This window comes from Porphyromonas sp. COT-239 OH1446 (genome assembly GCF_000768875.1).
Classification (GTDB): Bacteria; Bacteroidota; Bacteroidia; order Bacteroidales; family Porphyromonadaceae; genus Porphyromonas.
This window is the reverse complement of record NZ_JRAO01000006.1, coordinates 1-5,231: the sequence shown is the minus strand read 5'-3', so window position 1 is coordinate 5,231 and position 5,231 is coordinate 1. Positions and strand designations below refer to the sequence as shown.

Below are 5,231 nucleotides of genomic sequence, written 5' to 3'. Positions count from 1 at the left end.
GAGGCCTAGAGAAAAGTTGGGTTTCAAATCCCCAGCAAAAGTATTCTTCGCTGCTATAAAGTAAATTTGCACTTGATACTTGAACCTGCACGGACGAATAAAATGCTTCTTAATGGGGTTATTCTCAATTTGAGTTGTAAATTTGGACTTGAAGATCAAGCTCATTCCTAATCCTTATGAAGCCATCCCAGTCCCCCAAGAGCGATCTAACGCCCAGTGAGAGAGAAGAATTGCTCCAACTACGCAAGGAGATCCGTGTACTCAAAAGTCGCCTCAAGCGAGAGAGCTTGGGTCATGAAGCCTATAAGCTCTTAGCCGAATTGGCAGAGGAAACCTACGGCATCGAGATCATAAAAAAATCCAAACCCAAGTAGCCTCTTATCTGCCAGCTGTCTGCATCCCCTATGGGATGCGATAGGGCAATAAGCCTCCATAGCCTATTCCCATGGCGGCCTCAGCACCCTTCCCGAGAGGAGAGGCGAAGCTCACCCATATAGGGCTCTCCCCGTCCTTGATCGGGAAACAATGAGCGGGGGCATCCGAAACATAAGGTTTCGGATGCCCCCGCTCTACTCTAATNCCATATAGGGCTCTCCCCGTCCTTGATCGGGAAACAATGAGCGGGGGCATCCGAAACATAAGGTTTCGGATGCCCCCGCTCTACTCTAATGACAAGCCTTATCGCCTTCCTCTTCGCTCTCTGACATACCTACTCTCATTCCCCTCGGCCAGTGTCAGAGGCAGAGCCCCCCACTATGATCGGGGAGGGGGGAGGTGCCGTGCTATAGCCCTAGGTTGGGGTGCTCTGAAGATCCTCCACCAGAGCTTTGCCCCTCTGTACCTCCAGGGCTTGAGCTGGGAGGGGTCTGAGGCTTCTGCTTGTCTCGCCGATAGGGGTTGTCTACGTTCACTCTAAATTGATTGGCCGCTGAACGTAGATAGCCATTCGCTATGATCCTTAGGCGGGGCTTTTTGACCGTATCAGCGTCCACCTCGATGGGGTCTTCTTTGTAAGCCCCTCGGGCTACCAGCTTAAAAGTCTCTATTTGCCCTAGCCGTATGGTATTGCCAGCTACCAGCTCTCGCTTGAGATAGTAGGCAATACGGTCGATGGCATTGCGAACGTCTCCTGTGGTTAGGGAACTCATCTCGGAGATGTCAGCGACAACCTCCTCGAAGTTAATTACTCGGCCTCTGTTGGCCTCGGCATAGTACATCGTCTTGCCTTTGTGCTTGCCTATTGGCATCACCTTCTTTTTAATTGAATAATCCATAAAGATAAGATTTGAATTCTACCGAAATCTCTCGGCTAAGCATCTTGATTCATGATATTAGTCAGCCTCAAGAGCCCTAAGGCCTTTGGGTTCTGTTTCTCAAGACAGTACAAAGATACAACGCCCCACAAGCATAGGGCTCGATGTTATTATCCCTGTAATATGCTGTTAATGAGTTTGTAATAGTCTATTACAGAGGGGCGATGTAGCCGTACATATCTTCCCGATATGTTGAGCGTCTCAAATCATCAAAGCCTATTACTTCTCCCTCATTGGGTTGCAAGTAATAGGCCCTGAATTGAATAACTTATGGGATAGAAACCTAGTAACTTATAATACTAGACACTTGTAACTTATAAGACTATGTGTTTGTAACTTATAAGAATTTGAGCGATAAGTAGCAAGCCCAACAGCAATAACTTATCAGGTGGCTCGGACATGGCTTATCCTAATCACCCACACCCTCTCTGCCTAGCAAGCTCACCATCCCTATTAGGCAACATACTCCTCAAGTAGCTTCTTATTTCGCCCTTTAGAGAAGTTTTGTTCTATACATGATCTCCTTTGCGCAGGAGAATGATTTAAAGAAAATCCGTTCTAATCGTTGTTAAACAGACTCAAGAGACCTCCAATAACCAGCATGACGATCCCATCTGCAATAGCACTGAATATGCCCCAAGCAAATAGGAACTTAATTACACCCCAAAAGCTATCAGGGTCGATCCATTGATAGGTCTTGTAGCCTATCCAAATAGGGAGAAGCACGAGTCCTATATTTAGAATAACTCCTCCAACAAATGAATTCCCGTTTGATGACATAATCTTATCGTATTTATGGTTTGTATAACCCATTACAATGTAGGTGTCTAGATTGGTTGTGCTAGAAAGCGATTAATATTAGCTTTGGTATTGACAGGTAAATCTGTACTATGAATTTTGAACCTGACAATTCCCATCTCCTTTAGCCATTTTCCTAATAGGTATTCCAATATATCTTCGTCCTCTGGATGATTTACCTCGGGGCATATTTCAAGGACTAGTACTTCCAAACTCTCAAGGTCGCTCCGAGTGGATATAAGACCAAAATCTTTGGTCTCTACAATGGATTGCCATTGAACATTTTTTCTAAGTCCAAGAGATTGGAATAATGGCCCTACTAGATAGCTGTACCGGTTGTCTGCCTTTTGTTTAGAACGCTCGTGATAGATGTATCCATCTGTTATAATGACGAGTATATTACGATAATCACGGAGGATACAATGATCACTTACGTCTTTCTTGAAAAATCGCCAAATATCAGCTCCAACCCACTTCTGATCCTGCAGACTTTGGTCGTAAATTCTACCTAATGCTGTACTAAAACGATCTTGAATATTGTCAAAAGTTTCTTTCTTTTGACGATTATCCATTGTGCCTAAATCTACTTGCAGGACACTCGCTAGAGTATTTATTTCGGGGTCTTCGGGTGTTGGGTTGAATAAGACTCTCAGTTTGCCATTAGCTTTGTAGGCGCCGTGGCTTTTCATGTTTTTTCTGAAAAAATCTACCACAGCTTGTATCGCTTCGAGATCCCGATCTTTGGGATTGGGATTCTCTTTCGTAGGCATTATTCGTGCAGATAGGTCTAGGAATATAGATATATTTAATTGTAAATCAGTGGTTTTGTCTTGATCTGAAGAGCCTGTATGGCCGTTGTTACTATTCCCCTTGTCTCCCCCCGAACAGGATGCCAATGTTACAAAGATGAGTAGGAATAGAATGATTCTATTTAATAAGTACTTCATTGCTAGATAGATTTCAATTGGCTGGTGGTGCCACATTAATTGTTTGGATCTCATTCTTATTCAAGAAGGATTCATATATCTTTACATGTTTGTCTGTCTCAGGTTGGTTTTGATTAGATACAAATATGAGCCATCCACTAAAGAAGTTACCCAATTCTAGACCAATCTCTACCATGTCGAAGACAATTGTCCCGAGACTATTCTGTAGACCTGTTAGCTTGGTTTGTAGCCTTCTCCTTTCTTCTTGTATCTGATCGATAGCCTTTTTTTCTTTTTCTATATCAGATAGATGAATCTTCTTAAGTTCTTCCAGCTGTCGTGCCTTGACGTACACTTTATCCATATCTTGGTATGACTCCATAGTGAAGTCAAAAACAAATCCCCATATAAGGTACACCAAGAACCCTGAGAAGATAATAACCCAGAAATTAACATTTTCTATAGCCATCGAAAAGGAGTATGGAGGCATGCTCTCAAATGATCCAGCCCTCTTCAATTCGTAAAGCTTCTCTGTGATTTCGTAGGCGAGGATAACATCAAAAATAAAGGTGATGCTGATCAAAGCAAAACTTTTGAGGTATCCTGGCCAATTCACCCTCCCATTCTTCTTTTCTTGGAATTTATGGATTAGGAAGCCTAAGCCAAGAAATACAAAGGGGATGAGCAAAATGAATATGAGTGCAGTAACTCCCATATCCCAAGCTGCACTAAGTGCTTGTGCATCAAAAATTGCTTGAGATATCGCAGTGTCATCTGGACTAAAGTTTTTGAAAAAGGCAGAATAGGAAGCCGAACTGTAGAATACGAACAAGTATAAAGTCAAGAACACTAGAATAGTTCCTCCGATATAAACCCCGATCTTACTCATGGGGTTTGCATCCAATTCCTCGGGATTCGCCTTGATGTGAGATATTTGCCTATCTAATTCGTTGATCTTCTCTTCGATTTTTCCGATTGCTTTTTGCCTACCCTCTTCTAGTTCATCTTGATGATCAAGCTCCTTTTGGCAGACTGCTATATCTTGATTGATTTTAGCCTGATGTGCTTCTTGTATAGCATGATTATTTGCTTGATGTGCCTTGATTCGTTGAAGAGCATTATTCAGCTCTACGTCTAGAGCATCGAGATTACCATTACATGCACCTGCGGCTAGAATGCCAATCTGCCTGTAGGTTTGTGCGCCTGAGGCTGTGTTATTTATCTGATTTGAAATTGCTTGTATCCCATCTGCTCGAGCTCCATCCGTTTGAGTACTGGTTGGGTTGGGCACTCCTAATTGATTAGCAGGTTTGAGTTTAAATAGTTGTTGAAGAGCTACCATACTATTTCTCTAGTTATTTTGTATTTGATCGATTATGGACTGAACTTCACTGCCCTTTTGTGCTTCTTCCAGTAGGTAGGTAGCTATATCCTCTACATTTTCCTCTACAAAACCATATTTCCGGATGAAAGAGATAAGCACTGCTCTCTCTTCCGATGAGACTTTGCCATCAGACCAAATGATTTGAGCCAAGTCATAGAGATTTTTTACTCTATCTTGGAGAGATTCAGGTACATCCCCTGTGTTGATCTCATTCGCCTCATTGATGATGTCGAACAGTTCATCTAGACTGAGGTCAAACTGTCGTGCTCTTTGTGCTAGGAATAGCTGTTCTTTCTCGTCGAAAGTGCCATCCGCCATTGCTAATAGATACATATTCATTAGCTGGTGGCGAATTCGATCCTTGTTTACATCCATAATCTATTTCCCTGTGTCCCCTAGACCTCTATCAGGGATACATTACAAAAAGAAAGCGTGAGGTCGTATGGTATCAAACTTCTCTGTAAGGCTCCTGAGAATGGCCCTGAACGCAGAATGACACAACACGACTCCCCACGCCTATGAGCATGGGAAGCCGTTACGCCACCCTTCCGTTCTTTGAATTTTCTCAGGATTCTACAGAGGAAGAATGAAGCATAACGCTTCCGTTAAATTATAAATGGAGAGCTGGCTCTCCTGCGACAAAGGTAAATAAAAACTTCATTCATAGATGCTTTACTCTCGATTAAATACCTCTGTTCAGGTTCAAGTGCCAGTATGAGACTGTCGTGTACTGAAAAAAGTTGACAGTGGGTGGAGCCCAATTCCTATTGATTATGCCCGCAGCATCTAGCGATTTTGAACGCCTTGCGA

5 protein-coding genes and 1 pseudogene are annotated in these 5,231 nt (G+C 42.9%); 1 reads left to right on the top strand and 5 read right to left on the bottom strand.

All coding sequences use genetic code 11. From position 1 onward, the window contains the following. Nucleotides 1–105: 105 nt before the first annotated feature. Nucleotides 106–359: pseudogene (locus HQ37_RS01105) on the top strand (IS3 family transposase); the annotation flags it as partial. A 423-nt stretch (nt 360–782) separates the two neighbouring features. Here the strand turns inward: HQ37_RS01105 and HQ37_RS01100 are convergent. From HQ37_RS01100 to HQ37_RS01080, 5 genes are all read right to left on the bottom strand, one after another. After that, nucleotides 783–1,274: an HU family DNA-binding protein gene (locus HQ37_RS01100; RefSeq protein WP_036879199.1), complete on the bottom strand. Its 492-nt coding sequence runs from the start codon at nt 1,272–1,274 to the stop codon at nt 783–785. A 597-nt stretch (nt 1,275–1,871) separates the two neighbouring features. Further along, a complete protein-coding gene (locus HQ37_RS01095) occupies nt 1,872–2,093 on the bottom strand; it encodes a hypothetical protein (protein WP_152566754.1) in 222 nt (73 codons plus the stop codon). A 47-nt stretch (nt 2,094–2,140) separates the two neighbouring features. After that, nucleotides 2,141–3,058: a hypothetical protein gene (locus HQ37_RS01090; protein ID WP_152566753.1), complete on the bottom strand. Its 918-nt coding sequence runs from the start codon at nt 3,056–3,058 to the stop codon at nt 2,141–2,143. 13 nt (nt 3,059–3,071) lie between these two features. Continuing rightward, a complete protein-coding gene (locus HQ37_RS08005; RefSeq protein ID WP_052080668.1) occupies nt 3,072–4,379 on the bottom strand; it encodes a hypothetical protein in 1,308 nt (435 codons plus the stop codon). 9 nt (nt 4,380–4,388) lie between these two features. Then, entirely contained in the window at nt 4,389–4,796 is a 408-nt protein-coding gene (locus HQ37_RS01080) for a TerB family tellurite resistance protein (protein ID WP_152566752.1), read from the bottom strand. Between the last annotated feature and the right edge of the window lie 435 nt (nt 4,797–5,231).